This window comes from Rhodobacter sp. NSM, assembly GCF_052244495.1.
In the GTDB taxonomy this organism is placed as follows: domain Bacteria; phylum Pseudomonadota; class Alphaproteobacteria; order Rhodobacterales; family Rhodobacteraceae; genus Cereibacter_A.
This window is the reverse complement of the sequence record NZ_JBQPXH010000004.1, coordinates 293,544-310,906: the sequence shown is the minus strand read 5'-3', so window position 1 is coordinate 310,906 and position 17,363 is coordinate 293,544. Positions and strand designations below refer to the sequence as shown.

The following is a 17,363-nucleotide window of genomic DNA, read 5'->3' as shown; positions in this document are numbered from 1 at the left end:
CCCGCCTCAGCCGTGTTCGGGTTTCGCGGGTCGTTGCCCGGAGGCGCGGTCCTTCCGCTTCCGGAGTGCAGGCACGGGCAGCACCTCTGCCAGCGCCCGCACGGCACGGACCAGCGTCTCCTCGTCGTCAAGCTCGTCCGCGATGGCAATGTAGAGCCTGGCCCCCGGATAAGGCCGTCCGGTGGCGGCCTCCGGCAGGAAGGCCCGCGCCTCCGGCAGGTCCTTCAGGAACAGCTGGTCGTCGCAGATGAACCCAACCACCCGGCCGTCGAGATAGACCGCATATTCGCCGAACATCCGGCGAAGCGAGATGGCGCCCGCGTCGCGGAGGGCGTCGGCGATCTGTGCCGCCGTGCGGGGATCGGTCGCCATCAGCGCGCCTGCGCCTCGGCGATGAGCCGGTTGGACGTCGTCTCGATGGCTCCCTCGAGCTCGACCATGAAGGCGGCGGCGGTGTGACCCGGCGGGATCGGCGGCAGGAATTCCACCACCGCGGTGCCGGGGCGGCGATAGATCCCGTGCCTGGGCCAGAAGACGCCCACATTGGCCGCGACGGGATAACAGTCCTGTTCCAGCTGGCCATAGAGCGCGGCCGTGCCCATCTTGTAGGGCAGGTGCTTGCCCGGAGCGACCCGCGTACCCTGCGGATAGATGATGAGCTGACCCGGCGTCTCGCGACCCTTCTCGACGTCGGCCATCATCTTCTTCACGGCTGCACCGCGCTTGCCGCGATCGACGGGGATGAACCCGGCGCGGATCGCCATCCAGCCCATCAGTGGGATCCAGGCGAGTTGCTTCTTCATGATGAACCGCGGCGCGGGCAGGACCGAGAAGAGCACGATGGAATCAAGAAAGCTCTGGTGCTTCGATGCGATGAGGGCGGCGCCCGTCGGGACCTGTCCTCGCACCTCGGTCTTCAGGCCCGCGATCCAGCGCAGCGCGAACCGCGTCCACCGGGCGAAGAGCCGCATCCAGACCGGCGCCCACTTCCTGTCCACCAGCACCAGCGGCGTGAAGGCCAGGGCGATGAGGATCATCGAGGCGTACATGACGATGTTGAAGACGAAGGACCGGATCCATTGCAGCGCTGTGCGCATCAGGTGAGTTCCTTGAGCTTTCGGAATGCGGCGGCGCGGGTCGCGGCGAAGGCGGTCACTGCGGCAACCGGCGGCAGCAGGAACGGCAGGAGCCATCCTGCGCCTTGGAATCCCAGCCCGGTGAGAAAGCCGCCCGCCGCATCGGCCGATGGCAGGAGCGCCACGGCGAGAAGCCCTGCCACCGTGCCCGCGGCAGCTCCGGTCAGCGCCCTGAGCGTGAAGCGCCGCACGAAGGCGCGCACGATGTAGATGTCGCGCGCACCGACGAGGCGCAGCACGCCAATCACCTTCGCGTTGGCCGCGAGCGAGGCATTGGCGGCCAGCGTGATCATCGCGGCCGTGCTGGCCAGGATCAGCAGGATCGACACCGCCCCCAGCAGCCGCAACCGCGAGGCCGCGACCGCGAGCGGCTGGCGCCACCGCAGGTGGTCGTCGAGCACCGCGCCCGGCGCCTCGGCCGCGAGCCGCTGGCGCAGGCCCTCCGCGTCGTAGCCCTCTCCCTCTTCCTGCAACTCGATCAGCCGCGGGATCGGCAGCGTGTCGAGGGGCAGATCCGCGCCGAACCAGGGCTCGAGCAGCGCATGCTCCTCCTCGTCGGTCAGCGCGCGGGCCGAGGCCACGCCGGGCGTCGTGGCGAGCAGGTCGAGCGCCGCGCGGGTCTGGACCTCCATCTGCTCCTCGGGCGCCGAGATCCGGATCGTGGCGGTCCGCTCCAGCGCCTCGCCCCAGCGGTCGGCCAGACGCCCCGCCGCCAGCGAAAGGGCGAGCGCGAAGACCGCGAGGAAGGCCATGGTTCCGGCAGTGAATCCGGTGAGCCACGCGGTGTGTCCCGAGGGTGGCACCACGCGGTCGGCCTGCCGGTCCGGGGTCGTGATCTCGCTCAGAAGCTCGCGGAAGGTCACAGATCGGCCCCCGCAAGCTGGATGCGCCGGTTCGAGATCCGCAGGACGCGCGCCGCCACCTGCTGCTTGGCATTGCGGATGAGGTTGAGGTCGTGCGTGGCGACGAGGATCGTCGTGCCCATCCGGTTCAGCTCCACCAGCAGCTTCAGGAGCCTGAGCGACATGTCCCAGTCGAGGTTGCCCGTGGGCTCGTCGGCCAGAAGCACGTCGGGCGAGGTGATGATCGCGCGGGCCACCGCTCCCCGCTGGCGTTCGCCGCCCGAGAGCGACGGCGGCAGGGCATCGGCCAGCTGGCCCAGCCCGACCCAGGACATCAGATCCGCCAGATCCTGCGCGTTCGTGTCGCGGCCCGTGACGGTGAGGGGCAGCGTAACGTTCGCCGCAAGCGGGAGATGGTCGAGAAACTGGCAATCCTGATGCACCACGCCGATGCGCCGGCGCATGCGCGCCACCTCGTCGCGCCCGAGTGCGCGCACCTCGCGGTCGAAGATGGTCACGCTGCCGGCCGTGGGCAGCAGTTCCGCATAGCAGAGCTTGAGGAATGTGGACTTGCCGGAGCCCGAAGGCCCCGTCAGGAAATGGAACGAGCCGGGCGTGAGGCGCAGAGATATCTCGGACAGGAGCTCGGCCCCGCCATAGCTGTAGGCGACATTGTCGAAGGCGATCACGCCCGTCACTCCCCTTGGCGTCTCCGCGGATGCGGCCGCAGTCTTAACCAGCCCGTGCGCGGTTTCAATGCGGCTCGATGCGGCCTCGGCCACAAAGGCTTGGATGGTCGCCATATCGGCGCTACAAGATGACGCAAGAAACAAGGCCGGGGGCAGGAAGAGGGACATGCGGCTGATTTGCCCGAGTTGCGATGCGCAATACGAAGTGTCCGACGATGCAATCCCGCCGGAGGGGCGTGACGTCCAGTGCTCGAACTGCGGTCATGGGTGGTTCCAGCGCCCCGTGTCGCTGATCCGACCGGAGGGCTCCGCGCCGAGGCCGTCGCCTGCCGCTCCGATCCCTGCCGCGGCCCCGCCTTCCTACGATCCCGCGCCCGAGCCGGAACCGAACGCGGAGCCGGCAGACACGCAGGCTCCGCCTCCCCCGGCCGACCCGTCACCTCGTCCCGCCCCGGCGTTTGGCCATGCCGGTGGAACCGACCTCGAGGACGACGAGGAGGACATGTCCGCCGGACCCGTGCCCGAACCCGTCGCACCCCCGAGCCGCAGCCTCGACGAAAGCCTGCTCGCCGTCCTGCGTGAGGAAGCGGAACTTGCCGCCCGCCAGCGCCGTGGCGAGGACACGGATGTGGAGCCCGTTCGGACGGCGCCTTCGGCCATTCCGGAGGCGCCCGCCGGTCCAGTGGCGGCCGGTCCGGGCAGGCCCGCTGCTGCCACGGCAGGCCCAAGTGCTCCGATCGGTGGCGCGGCCATCGCAGAGCCCATGCCGCGTCCGCGTCGCGACCTGCTGCCGGACATCGAGGAGATAAATTCGAGCCTCCGCTCCAACGTCGCCCGCCCTCCGGAAGAGGCCCTGCCCGATGAGGAGCCGGTGCGCGGGTCGCGCGCCGGCTACCGGACGGGGTTCTTCCTGATGATCTTCATCGCCCTCATCCTTGCCACGGCCTATGTCATGGCCCCCCGTATCGCGGCCGAGATCCCCGAGGCCGAACCGGCGCTGCGAAGCTATGTTGCGGGCGTGGACGAGGCGCGGCTGCTGCTCGATCGCCTGCTTCGCGCGGCGGTCGAGATCCTGCGCGGCGACTGACCCGGAGGCAAACCCCTCCCCCGGAGGCCAGTCCTTCATTCTCGTGCAAATATCCTCGGGGGCGCGGGGGCAGACAGCCCCCGCTCAGTACATGTCGAGAAGCCGCCGGAGATACTCTCGCTCGATCTCGGGGCGCGACAGGTCGCCGGACCGGCGGCGGATCTCGTCCAGCAGGTCCTGCGCCCGCCGGTAGACGTCCTCGCCCTGAAGCATGTTCCGGTCCGAGCCGATCCGGCCGGTTTCGCCCGGTTCGCGCCCGAGCGGGTCGCGCTGGCTGTTGGGATCGGCCCGCCCGAAGGCCTCGCCCTCGCCCTGTCCGTTCTGCTGGCGCTGCTCCTCGGCCATGGCCTCGCCGAATTCGCGCATGCCCTCGCGCAGCGACTCCATCGCCTCGGCCTGCCGGTCGAGCGCGCCGGGCAGGTCCCCGTCCCGAAGCGCCCGCTCCGCCTCGCGCATCGCCCGGCCTGCATCGTCGAGCGAGCGCCGGCCGTTCTCGCCGCGCTGGCTGCCCTGGCCCGGCAGCGACTGGTCCTGCATGCCGTTCAGGCGGTCGCGAAGCTCGCGCTGGCGTTCGGCGAGGCTCTGGCCGTCTCGGCCCTCGCCCTGCTGACCCTGGCCCTGCCGGTTCTGGCCCTGCTGACCCTCGCCCTGCTGGCCTTCACCCTGCTGGCCCTGCGGCCCGCGCTGCAATTCCTGGAACGAGTCGTCCGACAGGCCCTGCTGGTCGCGCAGCGTTTCGGAGAGGTCGCGCATCGCCTGGCTGCCCTGACCCTGACCCTGGCCCTCGCCCATCGTGACCTGCATGTTCTCCATCAGCTGACGCATCATCTCCATCAGCTCGGCCGCTTCGGCCATCTTGCCCTGCTCCATCAGCTCCTGAAGCTTGTCGAGCATCTCCTGCAGCTGGTCGCCCGACATCTCCATGCTCTGCCGGTTCTCGGACTGCTGCTGGTCGGGATTGCGCTGCGCTTCCTCGGCCAGTTCGCGCATGTAGTTGTCGAGCGCCTGACGCATCTCCTCCATCAGCTGCTCGATCTCGTCCTGCGACGCCCCGTTGCGGATCGCCTCGTCGAGCCGGTCCTGCGCGCGCCGCAGCGCCTCGAGCGCCGAGGCGAGATCGCCCTCCTCGACCATCAGCGCGATTTCCCAAAGCTGCTCGGCGATCTCGTCGCGCGCGGCCGGGGCGAGAGTGGCGGCACCGGCATCGAGCTGGCGCATCAGCACGCGGGTGCGCAGGAAGGCGCGCGGGTTGCGGAAGAGACCTTCGGGCGCATGCGTCACGGCATGGAGGATCTGCGCGGTGCGCGGCCCGTTGGCGCGGTTCCACAGCAGGTCGCGCCGCATCTCGATCAACGCCGCGGCCAGCGGGTCGAAGAAACGCCGGCCCGGCAGCACCACCTTCAGCGGCTCCGCCAGCCCCTCCTGCATGGCCGCATCGGTGACCGAGAGGTTCAGCACAACGGGAAGGTTCGCGAAGGGATGCTTGGCCAGATCCTCGACCAGCGTCTCGCTGAACTCGACGCGGCTGCCCGCGATGGGCAGCGGCAGGTCGAGCGTCACCGGCTCGCGCGGTTCCGGGTCGATGGCGAGGCCATGGCGGCGGTCGACCTCGGGCAGGTCGAGCAGGATCGTCGCCTTGCCGCCGGTGACGCCGTAGTCGTCCTGGGCCGAGAACGAGAGCTTCATCTGCCCGTCGGCCTCACGTTCCATGTTGCCGTCGGCGGTCACGAGCGGCGGACGATCTGCCAGCGCCATGATCTTCCAGCTGCGCCCGCCGGGTCCGTCGATGGTGACCGCGCCGGTCTGGCGGACCTCCACGTCCTGCGCGGGCCCGGGCGGCGCTTCGCCCGCCGGGCGGCCCGACACGCTCTCGGTCACCGTCAGGTCGCCCAGTTCGCCATAGAGGCGGATCTGCAGGCGGCTTCCGACCGGGAGAGTGATCTCGGCGTCGTCGATCTCGTTCAGGTAGAGCGAGGGCTTGCCGGTGTAGGAGGGGGGCTGCGCCCAGACCTCCCAGCTGGGTCCCACCATGGCTTCGGCACCGCCGCCGGCGATGCCCGTCACCGAAGCCACGCGCCAGACCGAGCCGAAGATCAGCGCGACGACCAGGGCGGTCAGCGCGAGGTAGCGCAACGCGAAGGGATCACGCGGTGCAAGCCGCAGGTCAGGACGGACCGGTCGCGCCTCGGCCGCGCGCTCGGCCATGCGGCGGCGGTGCGTCTCCCAGATCGCGCGCGACCAGGGATCGCCGCTGCCGATCGCCTGCTCGTCGGTCATCGAGGAGATCGGCCGCCCCGGCAGCGAGGCATCGAGCCGGGCCATCGCATCCGCCCGCGTCGGCTTGCGGAACGCGCGAACCCCGAAGGCCACCGCCACGAAAGCCCCCAGGCCCGCCAGCACCAGAGCCCCGCGCACCCAGTCGAGGGGAAGCAGATCCTGCAGCCCGAAGACTAGAGCTGCCAGAGTGGCGATCAGGATCGTCCAGACCGGCCAGAAGCTCCGCGCCAGCCGCTCGGCCCACAGACCCGCCAAGGTCAGCCGGAGCGGCCAGACCAACCGCGCCAGCGCCGCCCGGGTGGCCGGATCGGTCACAGATGTCTGGGCTGCCTCGCGGTCGCGGGTTTCCTGGGCCATGCGCCTCGCCTGACTGAGGCTGCGCGCGTCACAGCCATTCCGGGATGCTATCGCGTGCGAGCATTTCGTCAAACGTCGGTCTTGCCCGAATGACGGCGAAGTGATCCCCGCCCACCAGCACCTCGGGAATGAGGGGGCGCGAATTGTATTCCGACGCCATCACCGCGCCATAGGCGCCGGCCGAACGAAAGGCCACGAGGTCTCCCTCGGCCAGCGCCGGCAGGGCACGGGCCTTCGCGAAGGTATCGCCGGTCTCGCAGATCGGGCCCACCACATCGTAGGCCTGGGTCTCGGCCGCCGGAGCGGGCTCCTCGACCGGCACGATGTCGTGGTGTGCGCCATACATCGAGGGCCGCAGGAGGTCGTTCATCGCCGCATCGAGGATCAGGAAGTCGCGCCCCTCGCCGCTCTTGACGTAGATGACCCGGCTCACCAGCACCCCCGAGTTGCCCGAGATCAGCCGGCCCGGCTCGATCTCGATCTCGCAGCCGAGGTGGCCCACGGTGCGCTTGATCAGCGCGCCGTAGTCGAGTGGCAGGGGAGGGGCCTCGTTCGACCGCGTATAGGGGATGCCGAGCCCGCCGCCGAGGTCGAGCCTGCGGATCTCGTGGCCCTCGGCGCGCAGGCGGCCGGTCAGTTCGGCGACCTTCAGGTAGGCCTGCTCGAAGGGCTCGAGTTCGGTGAGCTGTGATCCGATGTGGACGTCGATGCCCACGACCTCGAGCCCCGGCAGCGCCGCGGCCTCGGCATAGACCTCGGAGGCGCGCTCGATCGGGATGCCGAACTTGTTCTCCTTCTTGCCCGTCGCGATCTTCTCGTGCGTGCGGGCGTCCACGTCCGGATTGACCCGAACCGCGACGGGCGCGCGCAGCCCCATGGAGTGGGCCACCTCGGACAGTGCCCGCATCTCGGGTTCGGATTCGACGTTGAACTGGCGGATGCCGCCTTCGAGCGCGGTGCGCATCTCCTCGCGGGTCTTGCCGACGCCCGAGAAGACGATCCGGTCGCCGGGCACTCCCGCGGCCTTCGCCCGCCGATATTCGCCGCCCGAAACCACGTCCATGCCCGCGCCGAGGTTGCCGAGCAGCTTCAGCACCGCGAGGTTCGACAGCGACTTGATCGCGAAGCAGACCATGTGCGGCAGCGGCGTCAGCGCCTCGGTGAAGAGCCGGTAGTGCCGCTCGAGCGTGGCCGAGGAATAGCAGTAGAAGGGCGTGCCGACGGTGGCGGCGATGTCCGAGAGCCGCACGTCCTCGGCGTGGAGCGACCCGTTACGGTAGAGAAAATGGTCCATGATCTTTCAGCTTGCAGGGGCCGGCAGGGTCGGCGAGCGGGTCGCGGAAGGCGGAAGGCGGAAGGCGGAAGGCGGAAGGCGGAAGGCGGAAGGCGGAAGGCGGAAGGCGGGACGAGGAGATCAACAGGCGAGGGCGAAGCACGGGGGTGGCCCGACTGTGTCCCGGAGCCGCTCCCTGTTCGGGAACCTCTCCCGTGTTCGCATCTCCTCAGGTAATCGGGCGCGAGCGGAGGAAGAGGTAGAGCGGGAGCCCGCAGGACACGCCGATCAGGAAGGTGGCGGGGATCGCCACCAGCGCGATCCAGTTCTTTCGGGTGAAGGTCTCCGCCAGGATCCAGACCGTGAGCGTGATGGCCGAGATCGTGAGATCCCACACGAGGCCCGTGGTCGAGGCGTTCACATACCAGGCGTCAATCATGCCGCCGAAGCCCTCGCCCGTCGTCACCATGTAGGAGACGAAGTGATACATCGGGTGGGTCGCGCCCCAAAGTGCGAGGGCCAGGAAGATCATGCGCAGCGGTGACATGTCAGAAACCTCCTCCGACGGCGACGCCAACATTTCCGATGCCGGTGCCAACCGAGGCCCCGTGCGGGTTCACGCCGACGCTCGTCCCGGCGACACGGGTCGACATGCGGGGATGAACCCGCACGCCACCGGGACCGACGCCGACGCCGAGCCCGAGTTGGGGTGCGTTCGGATCGGTGCAGGCGGCGAGGCCCAGCAGCAGGAGGAGCGCCCGGAGCATGGCGTCAGTTGCTCCGGATGCCGAACTCGGCGGTTCCGCCGATGGAGAGCCCCGGCTGGACCTCGACCGGCTGGTCGGTGCCGGGGCGCAGCGGCGGGCCGTCGATGCCGCAGCCCGCGAGGGCAAGGATGACGAGGATCAGCGAAGCCTTCATGCGGCATCTCCCATCTGCTCTTTCCAGCGCGCCACCTGCGCGCGGACGTTATCGGGGGCGGTTCCGCCATAGGAGGTCCGGCTGCGCACCGAGTTCTCGACCCCCAGCACGGCAAAGACGTCCTCGCGGATGCCGGAATGGACCTCCTGCATCTCGGCAAGCGAGAGGTCGGGCAGGTCGCAGCCCTTCGCTTCGGCGCGGGCGACGAGGCTGCCGGTGACGTGGTGCGCGTCACGGAAGGGCAGGCCCAGCTCGCGCACCAGCCAGTCGGCGAGATCGGTTGCCGTCGAGAAGCCCGAGGCCGCGGCGGCGGCGAGGCTCTCGCGGTTGGCCTGCATGTCACCGACCATCCCGGTCATGGCGGCCAGCCCCAGCATCAGCGTGTCGGCGGCGTCGAAGACCTGCTCCTTGTCCTCCTGCATGTCCTTGGAATAGGTCAGCGGCAGGCCCTTCATCACGGTGAAGAGCGCGACGGCCGCGCCCAGCACCCGGCCGAGCTTGGCCCGCAGGAGTTCCGCAGCGTCCGGGTTCTTCTTCTGCGGCATGATCGACGAGCCGGTGGTCCAGCGGTCCGAGAGGCGCACGAAGCGGAACTGCGCCGAGGACCAGATCACCAGCTCTTCGGCGAATCGCGACAGATGCAGGGCGCAGATCGCCGAGGCCGACAGAAATTCGAGGGCGAAGTCCCGGTCCGAGACCGAATCGAGGCTGTTGGCCGTGGGCCGGTCGAAGCCGAGCGCCGCCGCCGTCATGTGCCGGTCGATGGGGAAGCCGGTCCCGGCCAGAGCCGCGGCGCCCAGCGGGCATTCGTTCATCCGCGCGCGGGCATCCACGAAACGCGAGCGGTCGCGGGCCAGCATCTCGACATAGGCCAGCATGTGATGGCCCCAGGTCACCGGCTGCGCGGTCTGCAGGTGCGTGAAGCCCGGCATGACCCAGTCGGCCCCGGCCTCGGCCTGCGCGAGGAAGGCCCGCATCAGCGCCTCGATCCCCGTGATGGCCGCGTCGCACTGGTCGCGGACCCAGAGACGGAAGTCCACCGCCACCTGGTCGTTCCGGCTCCGCGCGGTGTGAAGCCGCCCGGCGGGCTCGCCGATCAGCTCCTTCAGCCGCGCCTCCACATTCATGTGGATGTCCTCGAGCTCGACCCGGAAGGGGAAGCCGCCCGCCTCGATCTCTGACAAAACGGTGAGAAGCCCTTCCCCGATTGCCTCGGCATCCCTAGAAGTCAGGATACCCTGCGCCGCAAGCATGGCGGCATGGGCACGAGAGCCGCGGATATCCTGCGCGTAGAGCCGCTTGTCGAAGCCGATCGAGGCGTTGATCGCCTGCATGATCGCGTCGGGCCCCGCGGCGAAGCGACCGCCCCACATGGCGTTGGCGGCGGAGGAAGATACGGGCGCGTCGGACATGGGAAGCCTTCGGGAGGTGAAATGCTGCGTCTGTTGATTGCCGTGATCTACACGTCCTTGACCTTCGGTGCAAACGGCGCGGCGGCGGGTCCGGCCGAGGCGCAGGCGCTGCTTTCGGGCGACATGAGGAAGCTGGTGATCCACGCGGAGCCGAAGCCGCTGCCCGAGGCGACGCTTGCCGATCTCGACGAGAAGCCGCGGTCGCTCTCGGACTGGCACGGGCGCTGGGTGGTGGCGAATTTCTGGGCCACCTGGTGCGCCCCCTGCCGCGCGGAGATGCCGACGCTCGACCGGCTCGAGGCCGCGATGGGCGGCGACGCCTTTGCGGTGGTGACGGTGGCGACCGGCCGCAACGCTGTGCCCGGCATCCGCAAGTTCTTCGACGAGGCCGGTGTCACGCATCTTCCCGTCCTGCGTGACCCGAAGTCGGCGCTCGCCCGGCAGATCGGCGTCATGGGCCTGCCCGTGACGCTGGTCATCGATCCGCAGGGCCGCGAGGTGGCCCGGCTGATCGGCGATGCCGACTGGGATTCGCCCGAGGCCATGGCCGTGCTGGCGGCCATGACCAAATAGCGGAAGGCGAACCGGGCGAGCCTGGCTTGCCCCCGCTTCACCGCCTGCCGGGGCCGATACGGTGGCGCCGGGTGGCGAAAGTCCCTCAGCGCGACGGGATGCTCAGACCGCGCTGGACGGCCGGACGCTCGAGGAAACGGTCCAGCCATCCGGGGACGTTCGTCAGGTCCGACCAGCCGGCGATCTCGGCGGCCTGGTAGTAATCGCGCAGCGTGCGCAGCCAGGGGCAGATCGCGATGTCCGCGATCGAATAGTCGCCCGCGATCCACTCGCGTCCCTGCATCGCATGGTCGAGCACCTTCAGCAGGCGCGCAGTCTCGGCCCGGTAGCGTTCCTTCGGGCGCGGATCCTCGATCTCCTTTCCGGCGAAATGGTGGAAATAGCCGAGCTGTCCGAACATCGGGCCGATCCCGCCCATCTGGAACATGAGCCACTGCAGCACCTCGTAGCGCCGTTCCGCCGACATGAGGCGCCCGGTCTTCTCTGCGAGATAGACGAGGATCGCCCCGCTCTCGAAGAGGGCCAGAGGTTCGCCGCCGGGGCCCTGCGGGTCGATGATGGCGGGGATCTTGTTGTTCGGGTTCAGGGAAAGGAACTCTGGACTCGTCTGGTCGCTTGCCTCGAAGTCCACCAGATGGGCATCATAGTCCAGACCAAGCTCTTCGAGCGCGATCGAGGCCTTCACGCCATTCGGCGTCGTCAGCGAGTAGAGCTGGATCGCTTCCGGCCGACGTGGCGGCCAGCGGCGGGTGATGGGGAAGGAGGCAAGGTCGGTCATCGGGATCTCCGGTCGGGGCAGGGATAAATCATGAGTGCCGGAAGCAGGTAATCGGAAGCAGGCCGGAGGCAAATGCTCTGGCAGGGACAGTCAGGAAAACGTTCATGAGCATAATCGACGAATTCAAGTCCTTCATCGCGAAGGGAAACGTCATGGACATGGCGGTCGGCATCATCATCGGCGCGGCCTTCACCGGCATCGTCTCGAGCCTCGTCGCGGACCTGATCAATCCGATCATCGGTCTGGTCACCGGGGGGATCGACTTCTCGAACCTCTTCCTGAATCTGGGCGAGGGAGACTACGCGAGCCTCGCGGCCGCGCGCGACGCGGGCGCTCCGATCTTCGCCTATGGCTCGTTCATCACCGCGGTGATCAACTTCCTGATCATCGCCTGGGTGGTCTTCCTGCTGGTGAAGGTCGTGAACCGCGTGAAGGACGCGGCGATCCGCAAGAGCGCGGCAGAGGCGGAGGCGCAGCCTGCCGGTCCGACGCAGGAACAGCTTCTGGCCGAGATCCGGGACCTGCTGAAGAAGCGCGCAGCCTGACCGGCACGCATCACCTCACAGCGACGGCACCAGGGGCGCATGGCCCTCTGGCGGGGCATTCCGCCCGAACCGGTGTCCGGGATCGAGCGGCCACTCCAGGTGGTCCGTTCCCCGGCAGGGACGGAAGCCTGCATCCGGCCATTACGTCAGCCGCATGCGCCGACTGGAGAAGCAGAACCGAGAGCCCGCGCCCTGCCGCCGATGCGCGATCCGCCTACATCTTCAGGGCAAGCTGTGGCGAGAGCACGTCGATCTCGAGCGCACGCCCCACCGCGTAATAGGTCAGGTGCCCCGCATGCGTGTTGAGGCCGGCCAGCAGGTGCGGATCGTCCTCGCAGGCCCGCTTCCAGCCCTTGTCGGCCAGCGCCAGCAGGAAGGGCATGGTCGCGTTCCCGAGCGCGAGCGTCGAGGTCCGGGCCACGGCTCCGGGCATGTTCGCCACGCAGTAGTGCATCACCCCGTCCACCTCGTAGACCGGATCCTGATGCGTCGTCGGACGCGAGGTCTCGAAACAGCCGCCCTGATCGATCGCGACGTCCACGATCGCGGCCCCCGGCTTCATCGACGAGAGCTGCGCGCGGCTCACCAGTTTCGGCGCGGCTGCGCCGGGGATCAGGACCGCGCCAATGACCATGTCGGCCTCGGCCACCTGCTCCGCCGTGTTGCCGGCCGAGGCGTAGGAGGTGCGGAAGAGCCCGCCGAAAGCTTCGTCGAGCGCCCGCAGCCGTGGCAGCGAGCGGTCGAGAACGGTCACGTCGGCGCCCATCCCGGCCGCGATCCGTGCGGCATGGGTACCCACCACACCGCCTCCGATCACGGCGACCTTCGCCGGACCCACACCCGGAACACCGCCGAGCAGGACGCCCCGTCCGCCGTTCGCCTTCTGCAGCGTCCAGGCGCCCACCTGCGGCGCCAGCTTGCCGGCGACCTCGGACATGGGCGCGAGCAGCGGAAGGCCACCACGCCCATCGGTGACGGTCTCATAGGCAATCGCGGTGACGCCCGACTCCAGCAGGTCGCGCGTCTGCTCCGGATCGGGAGCGAGGTGGAGGTAGGTGAAGAGGACCTGCCCCGCGCGCAGGCGCCTGCGCTCGACCGCCTGCGGCTCCTTCACCTTCACGATCAGGTCGGCCGCGGCGAAGAGTTCCTCCGCCGTGGGCACGAGCCGCGCGCCGGCCGCGAGATAGTCGGCATCCGGAAAGCCCGAGCCCGCTCCGGCGCCAGCCTCGACGATCACCTCATGGCCATGGGACACGGCCTCGCGCGCGGCATGGGGCGTCAGGCCCACCCGGAACTCCTGCGGCTTGATCTCCTTCGGGCAGCCGATCCTCATCACATTCCTCCCTGCGTGATTTTGTCTCAGGATGCACCGGGACGGGCGGTGGTGCTTTGAAATCTCGCGTGACGACGCCGGGGCACGTCGGTAGGTTCTCTTGCCAGACCCGCCGAATGCCGAAGAAGATTGCAGGTAAATGGAACTCGACGCGACAGACCGCCGGATCCTGACCGTCCTGCAGAAGCAGGGCCGCATCACCAATGCCGACCTGTCCGAGCGGGTGAACCTCTCGCCCTCGGCGTGCCACCGCCGTGTGCAGCGGCTGGAGGAGGAGGGGTTCATCGCCGGCTACGTCGCGCTTCTTGATGCGCGCAAGCTGGCGAGGCCGACCACGGTCTTCGTCGAGATCACCCTGCAGGGGCAGGCGGACGACCTGCTCGACCGCTTCGAGCGCGAGGTGGCGCGGGTGCCGGACATCCTCGAATGCCACCTGATGGCGGGGACGGCGGATTACCTGCTGAAGGTCGTGGCGCAGGACACCGAGGATTTCGCCCGCATCCACCGGCAGTATCTCTCGCGCCTGCCGGGTGTCGCGCAGATGCACTCCAGCTTCGCGCTGCGCACCGTCTTCAAGACGACGGCGATCCCGGTCTGACGCGCGCCCGCCCGCAGCAGGCGAAGGGTCTACGACGGCGGCCGGGGCAGGTTGCCGGCGCGCTATGGCGCGCGCCGGGCGAGATGCGGACCCGACGGCCTCAGCGCCGCCGGAAGCGCAGGAAGGTGAAGAGGCCGCCGGGCCCCATCGGCGCCTGCTCGACCACCTCGAGGCGCTGGTCGCCCGTCACGCGCTCGATCGCGAAGTCCGAATGCCAGCCGAGCGTGTTCTCGAACCGGGCCAGCGCCTTCTCGACCGCCGCGAGCGGACCCTTGTCGCGCGCGAAATGGTTCACGATCACGACCTCGCCGCCCTTCCTGCAGACACGGGCCATCTCGGAGACCACGCGCTCGGGTTCGGGGACGACCGACACGAGGAACATGGCGACGACGGTGTCGAAGGTCTCGTCGGGGAAGTCGAGCTCGCGCGCATCCATCTGCCGGAGGTGCTTCACGGGCTTCAGCCCCAGTTCCTCGACCTTTTCGCGCGCCTTGGCCAGCATCTCGTGCGAGAAGTCGATGCCCGTGACATCGACCCGGTGGCTGTAGAGCGGCAGCGACAGGCCGGTCCCGACCCCCACCTCCAGCACGCGGCCGCCGCGCGCGTTGACATGGGTCGCCGTCCGGCGCCTCGGGCTCTCGCTCACCTTGCCGAAACTGAAATCGTAGATAGGCGCCCAGCGCTTGTAGCTCCGGCTCACCGCGTCAAGTTCCATGCGTCCGTCCCTCTTTCGTTGCTGTCAGGCGCGCCAGCGGCGCAGGTAATTCGCGATGGCAAGGCCGGTCACGCCCAGATAGGCGAGGCCGAGCAGCACCATCAGCAGCCAGAACCGCGTGACGAGAAGGCCGATCACGATGACCGTGCCGATCAGCACGAAGATCGCCTTGTCACGGGGAATGCGCATCGATTTGGGCGAGATCGTGGGGATCCGGCTCGTCATCAGCAACCCGACCACCGCCAGATAGATCCCGTAGGCCACGGGGAAGTCACGTGCGTCGATCAGCCCCTGCAGCGTCATGAAGACAGGCAGCAGCGCAAGCAACGCGCCGCCCGGCGCGGGAACACCGGTGAACTGAGGCTTCGCGCCCGGCGGCAGCGGCGTGTCGCGGTTGATGTTGAACCTCGCAAGCCTCAGGCAGCCGCAGATCGTGTAGACCAGCACGAAGACCCAGTTGGTGCTGTAGGTGCCGGCGAGCGCGAACTGGAAGACGAGGATCCCCGGTGTCACGCCGAAGTTCAGGAAGTCGGAGAGCGAGTCGAGCTCGGCCCCGAAGTTCGACTGTGCATTCAGCCGCCGCGCGATCAACCCGTCGAGCCCGTCGATGGCGGCCGCGAAGACGATCAGCATCGCGGCGAGGTCGAAGCGGCCCACCATGATGAAGCGGATCGCGGTCAGCCCGGCGCAGAGCCCGGTGATGGTGACCAGGTTCGGCAGAAGCATCAGGATCGGCAGGGTCCGCTCGTCGCGCCGCAGCATGGCTCAGCGCGCCGCGCCGGAGCGGCGCGCCTCCGTGCTGGTCAGGTCGGCGATCACGGTTTCGCCCGAGGTCATGACCTGGCCGATGCAGACGAGCGGCTGGACGCCTTCGGGCAGGTAGACATCGAGGCGCGAGCCGAAGCGGATCATCCCGAACCGCTCGCCGGTCAGCAGCGGCGTGCCCTCCTTCACGTCGCAGAGGATGCGGCGCGCCACGAGGCCCGCGATCTGCACCACGGCGATCTGCCGCCCGTCGGCAAGGCGGATGGCCAGCGCGTTGCGCTCGTTGTCCACGCTCGCCTTGTCGAGCGAGGCGTTCAGGAACTTGCCCGGGCGGTAGGCGACGGCCGTGACGGTGCCGCCGATCGGCGCACGGTTCACGTGGCAATCGAAGACGCTCATGAAGACCGAGACGCGGGTCATCGGCTCCGGCCCCATGCCGAGTTCGGCCGGGGGAACGGCAGGCTCGATCAGCGAGACGACGCCGTCGGCCGGGCTCACCATCAGCCCCTCGCGGGTGGGCGTCACGCGGACCGGGTCGCGGAAGAAATAGTAGCACCAGACGGTGAGGATCACGCCGATCCAGCCCAGCGGCTCCCATGCGAGGAAGAGGAGCAGCGTGATGCCCGCGAAGATCGCGACGAATTTGGTGCCCTCGCGGTGCATCGGCTTGATGAAGGTCGAGAGCATGTCGATCGCCATGGCGGTAGTGCCTTCCGAACTGGATCTTTGCGGTGTCGCTCCCGGCCTGCGGTCGGGGAGCCTCGGCTGAGACTGAAGCCGTTAACGGCGGGATAAAACCATGCGGGCGCCTCTTTGCAACCCTTGGTGGCGATCCTCCGCCGCGCGCCTGTGCCGCACCCGAAAGAAAAACCCCCGACACTTTCGCGACGGGGGTCCGATGTCGGCGAGCCCTTGGGCCCGCCCAGCTTCGCGCTGACGTCTCAGAGAGCGCCTTCGCGTTGCGCCTTCTTGCGCGCGAGCTTGCGCGCACGGCGGACCGCTTCGGCTTGCTCGCGGGCGCGCTTGACCGACGGTTTCTCGAAATGCTGCTTGAGCTTCATTTCGCGGAACACGCCTTCGCGCTGGAGCTTTTTCTTCAGGGCCCGAAGGGCCTGTTCGACGTTGTTGTCGCGGACGCTGACCTGCATGTGGTTGTCACCACCTTCCTAGGTTAGAGTTGCAAGATAAGCAGGTCGGGCGCCTATATCAAAGACCGGCAGGCTTGTCCACCATGCGCCATGCCCGGTAAAGGCGGTGGAACCGCTGGACAATCGGCCCATTTCTCCGTCAGCAGTAGCGATGACAAGGGTGGCAAGTCACCCCCAGGGAACCGGAAAGGGAAGGCCATGGACACAAGGGATGGAAACGAGAAGGCCCGTGACGCGATCCTTGATGCCGCGATGATGCACGTGCCTTTCGACGGCTGGTCGGAAGCGACGCTTCGCGCCTCGGTGCGCGATTCGGGCGTGGCGCCCGGTCTTGCGAAGGCGCTCTTCCCGCGGGGCGGGGTGGATCTCGCGCTTGCCTACCACCACCGCGGCGACGAGCGGATGCTCGAGAAGGCCGCACAGGTGGATCTGGCGTCGATGCGGTATTCCGAGCGCGTCGCCGCGCTGATCCGCTTCCGTCTCGAGGCCGCCGAGGACAAGGAACTGGTGCGCCGCGGATCGACGCTCTTCAGCCTTCCCCAGCATGCGGGCGACGGCGCACGTGCGCTCTGGGGAACGGCCGACAAGATCTGGACCGCGCTCGGCGACACGTCGCGGGACGTGAACTGGTACACGAAGCGCGCGACGCTTTCGGCCGTCTACGGGGCGACGGTGCTCTACTGGCTGGGCGACGACACGCCGGGCCACTACGCCACCTGGGAGTTTCTGGACCGTCGCATCGCCGATGTGCTGCGGTTCGAGAAGCTGAAGACCGAGGCGCAGCGCAATCCGCTGGTGCGGGCGATGACGGCCGGTCCGCGGATGGTGATGCGCCGCGTGCAGGCGCCGACCACGCCCGCCGATGTTCCCGGGCGGTCGAGCCACTACTGAACGTGGGTTGTGGCGCAGGTGAG

20 protein-coding genes and 2 pseudogenes are annotated in these 17,363 nt (G+C 68.7%); 6 read left to right on the top strand and 16 right to left on the bottom strand.

Features of this window, described 5'->3' with window-relative positions:
• Positions 1–6 precede the first annotated feature (6 nt).
• The 4 genes from ACTVZP_RS11165 to ACTVZP_RS11150 are packed head-to-tail and all read right to left on the bottom strand — an operon-like array spanning position 7 to position 2,667.
• The gene (locus tag ACTVZP_RS11165; RefSeq protein WP_443212226.1) at positions 7–372 is read right to left on the bottom strand and encodes a TfoX/Sxy family protein; all 366 of its coding nucleotides are present in this window, start codon (positions 370–372) and stop codon (positions 7–9) included.
• The gene (locus ACTVZP_RS11160) at positions 372–1,097 is read right to left on the bottom strand and encodes a lysophospholipid acyltransferase family protein (RefSeq protein WP_443212225.1); all 726 of its coding nucleotides are present in this window, start codon (positions 1,095–1,097) and stop codon (positions 372–374) included. Before ACTVZP_RS11160 ends, ACTVZP_RS11165 begins: the two co-directional genes overlap by 1 nt.
• Positions 1,097–1,999, bottom strand: coding sequence for a cell division protein FtsX (locus ACTVZP_RS11155; protein ID WP_443212224.1), 903 nt, complete (start codon positions 1,997–1,999; stop codon positions 1,097–1,099). The genes ACTVZP_RS11160 and ACTVZP_RS11155 overlap by 1 nt, the downstream gene beginning before the upstream one ends.
• Positions 1,996–2,667, bottom strand: coding sequence for a cell division ATP-binding protein FtsE (locus tag ACTVZP_RS11150; RefSeq protein ID WP_443212309.1), 672 nt, complete (start codon positions 2,665–2,667; stop codon positions 1,996–1,998). The genes ACTVZP_RS11155 and ACTVZP_RS11150 overlap by 4 nt, the downstream gene beginning before the upstream one ends.
• A 67-nt stretch (positions 2,668–2,734) precedes the next feature.
• Between ACTVZP_RS11150 and ACTVZP_RS11145 the strand changes: the two are divergent.
• Positions 2,735–2,893, top strand: a pseudogene (locus tag ACTVZP_RS11145) (hypothetical protein); the annotation flags it as partial.
• Between the two features lie 276 nt (positions 2,894–3,169).
• Entirely contained in the window at positions 3,170–3,754 is a 585-nt protein-coding gene (locus tag ACTVZP_RS11140) for a hypothetical protein (protein ID WP_443212313.1), read from the top strand.
• A gap of 84 nt (positions 3,755–3,838) precedes the next feature.
• On the opposite strand, the gene ACTVZP_RS11135 is transcribed toward ACTVZP_RS11140, so the two are convergent.
• The 6 genes from ACTVZP_RS11135 to argH form a co-directional block, all read right to left on the bottom strand.
• Entirely contained in the window at positions 3,839–6,388 is a 2,550-nt protein-coding gene (locus tag ACTVZP_RS11135; RefSeq protein WP_443212223.1) for a TIGR02302 family protein, read from the bottom strand.
• 28 nt (positions 6,389–6,416) lie between these two features.
• Positions 6,417–7,682: a diaminopimelate decarboxylase gene (gene lysA, locus ACTVZP_RS11130; RefSeq protein ID WP_443212222.1), complete on the bottom strand. Its 1,266-nt coding sequence runs from the start codon at positions 7,680–7,682 to the stop codon at positions 6,417–6,419.
• A 208-nt stretch (positions 7,683–7,890) separates the two neighbouring features.
• Entirely contained in the window at positions 7,891–8,208 is a 318-nt protein-coding gene (locus ACTVZP_RS11125) for a DUF2834 domain-containing protein (RefSeq protein ID WP_443212221.1), read from the bottom strand.
• A gap of 1 nt (position 8,209) precedes the next feature.
• Complete coding sequence (locus ACTVZP_RS11120; protein WP_443212220.1) at positions 8,210–8,428, bottom strand: hypothetical protein; 219 nt, start codon at positions 8,426–8,428, stop codon at positions 8,210–8,212.
• 4 nt (positions 8,429–8,432) lie between these two features.
• Positions 8,433–8,582 (bottom strand): argininosuccinate lyase, encoded by a 150-nt coding sequence (locus ACTVZP_RS11115; protein WP_443212219.1) that lies wholly within the window; start codon positions 8,580–8,582, stop codon positions 8,433–8,435.
• Positions 8,579–9,994, bottom strand: a complete 1,416-nt coding sequence (argH, locus tag ACTVZP_RS11110; RefSeq protein ID WP_443212218.1) for an argininosuccinate lyase — start codon at positions 9,992–9,994, stop codon at positions 8,579–8,581. The genes ACTVZP_RS11115 and argH overlap by 4 nt, the downstream gene beginning before the upstream one ends.
• Positions 9,995–10,015: 21 nt before the next feature.
• On the opposite strand from argH, the gene ACTVZP_RS11105 reads away from it, so the two are divergent.
• Positions 10,016–10,567: a TlpA family protein disulfide reductase gene (locus ACTVZP_RS11105; RefSeq protein WP_443212217.1), complete on the top strand. Its 552-nt coding sequence runs from the start codon at positions 10,016–10,018 to the stop codon at positions 10,565–10,567.
• Positions 10,568–10,652: 85 nt separating this feature from the next.
• Here the strand turns inward: ACTVZP_RS11105 and ACTVZP_RS11100 are convergent, their stop codons facing one another.
• Positions 10,653–11,345 carry a glutathione S-transferase N-terminal domain-containing protein gene (locus ACTVZP_RS11100; RefSeq protein WP_443212216.1) on the bottom strand — a complete coding sequence of 231 codons (693 nt, stop codon included), beginning with the start codon at positions 11,343–11,345 and terminating at the stop codon, positions 10,653–10,655.
• A gap of 104 nt (positions 11,346–11,449) precedes the next feature.
• Between ACTVZP_RS11100 and mscL the strand changes: the two genes are divergently transcribed.
• On the top strand, positions 11,450–11,890 hold the full coding sequence (gene mscL / locus ACTVZP_RS11095) for a large conductance mechanosensitive channel protein MscL (protein ID WP_443212215.1): 441 nt from the start codon (positions 11,450–11,452) through the stop codon (positions 11,888–11,890).
• Between the two features lie 214 nt (positions 11,891–12,104).
• On the opposite strand, the gene ald is transcribed toward mscL, so the two are convergent.
• Entirely contained in the window at positions 12,105–13,223 is a 1,119-nt protein-coding gene (ald, locus tag ACTVZP_RS11090) for an alanine dehydrogenase (protein WP_443212214.1), read from the bottom strand.
• A gap of 139 nt (positions 13,224–13,362) precedes the next feature.
• On the opposite strand from ald, the gene ACTVZP_RS11085 reads away from it, so the two are divergent.
• Positions 13,363–13,821: an Lrp/AsnC family transcriptional regulator gene (locus ACTVZP_RS11085; RefSeq protein ID WP_443212213.1), complete on the top strand. Its 459-nt coding sequence runs from the start codon at positions 13,363–13,365 to the stop codon at positions 13,819–13,821.
• A gap of 100 nt (positions 13,822–13,921) precedes the next feature.
• Here ACTVZP_RS11085 and ACTVZP_RS11080 read toward each other — a convergent pair whose 3' ends face one another.
• The 4 genes and pseudogenes from ACTVZP_RS11080 to rpsU all read right to left on the bottom strand — a co-directional run bounded on the left by ACTVZP_RS11080 (position 13,922) and on the right by rpsU (position 16,449).
• Positions 13,922–14,536, bottom strand: coding sequence for a class I SAM-dependent methyltransferase (locus ACTVZP_RS11080; RefSeq protein ID WP_443212212.1), 615 nt, complete (start codon positions 14,534–14,536; stop codon positions 13,922–13,924).
• Positions 14,537–14,560: 24 nt separating this feature from the next.
• On the bottom strand, positions 14,561–15,298 hold the full coding sequence (gene pssA / locus ACTVZP_RS11075; RefSeq protein ID WP_443212211.1) for a CDP-diacylglycerol--serine O-phosphatidyltransferase: 738 nt from the start codon (positions 15,296–15,298) through the stop codon (positions 14,561–14,563).
• Positions 15,299–15,301: 3 nt separating this feature from the next.
• Positions 15,302–16,003, bottom strand: a pseudogene (locus tag ACTVZP_RS11070) (phosphatidylserine decarboxylase); the annotation flags it as partial.
• Positions 16,004–16,242: 239 nt separating this feature from the next.
• The gene (rpsU, locus tag ACTVZP_RS11065; RefSeq protein ID WP_002720900.1) at positions 16,243–16,449 is read right to left on the bottom strand and encodes a 30S ribosomal protein S21; all 207 of its coding nucleotides are present in this window, start codon (positions 16,447–16,449) and stop codon (positions 16,243–16,245) included.
• A 198-nt stretch (positions 16,450–16,647) separates the two neighbouring features.
• Here rpsU and ACTVZP_RS11060 point away from each other — a divergent pair, with 198 nt between their 5' ends.
• A complete protein-coding gene (locus tag ACTVZP_RS11060) occupies positions 16,648–17,340 on the top strand; it encodes a COQ9 family protein (protein WP_443212210.1) in 693 nt (230 codons plus the stop codon).
• Positions 17,341–17,363 lie beyond the last annotated feature (23 nt).